The organism is Cellulomonas sp. P2_B4 (assembly GCF_056404795.1).
Genome location: NZ_JBFUDI010000113.1, coordinates 1 through 521, shown reverse-complemented (window position 1 = coordinate 521; position 521 = coordinate 1). Strand labels below are relative to the sequence as shown.

The following is a 521-nucleotide window of genomic DNA, read 5'->3' as shown; positions in this document are numbered from 1 at the left end:
CCCCGATCGCGGTGATATTCATGTTCGTCGCCTTTATCGGCAAGTCGGTGGCGACCGCCGGCGGCCCCGCCTCAATGGCGCAGATCACCCCGGGCGAAGTCCGCACACAATCGATGGCGATCTTCAACACCTTCATCTCGCTGATCGGGCCGTTGCTCGGCCCGCCGATCATCGGCTTTGCTACCGATATGACCGGTGATCCGAAGATGATCGGTGTCGTGCTCAGTTGCTATGTTCTCGTGCTCGGCATTCCATCGATCCTGCTCTGCATCGCCGGGCTGAAATATTACCGTGCCGCCGTGAGCGAGCTTGAGTTGGCACTGGCGAATTCCCCCGCCCATGCGCATAATTGAACAACGCCCCTGCCGGGCCAGATAGACGAGCGGAGACGGAATTGGACAAGACGATCGTCAAGGGCATGCAAGTGCTCGAAGCGCTGGTCGCCGCACCCGAACCGATGGGCGTGTCCGAACTGGCGCGCCAGGTCGGGCTCACCAAAAGCAACGTGCACCGCTATCTGC

At 61.0% G+C, this 521-nt stretch carries 2 protein-coding genes; both read left to right on the top strand.

Translation table 11 applies throughout. The annotated features are described in order from the left end of the window. A partial coding sequence (locus tag AC1DZC_RS20385) for a hypothetical protein (protein ID WP_477044556.1) occupies positions 1-353 on the top strand: 353 nt, incomplete at its 5' end. Continuing rightward, positions 350-521: helix-turn-helix domain-containing protein (locus AC1DZC_RS20380; protein ID WP_477044557.1), on the top strand; the 172-nt coding region annotated here is incomplete at its 3' end. The genes AC1DZC_RS20385 and AC1DZC_RS20380, both read left to right, overlap by 4 nt.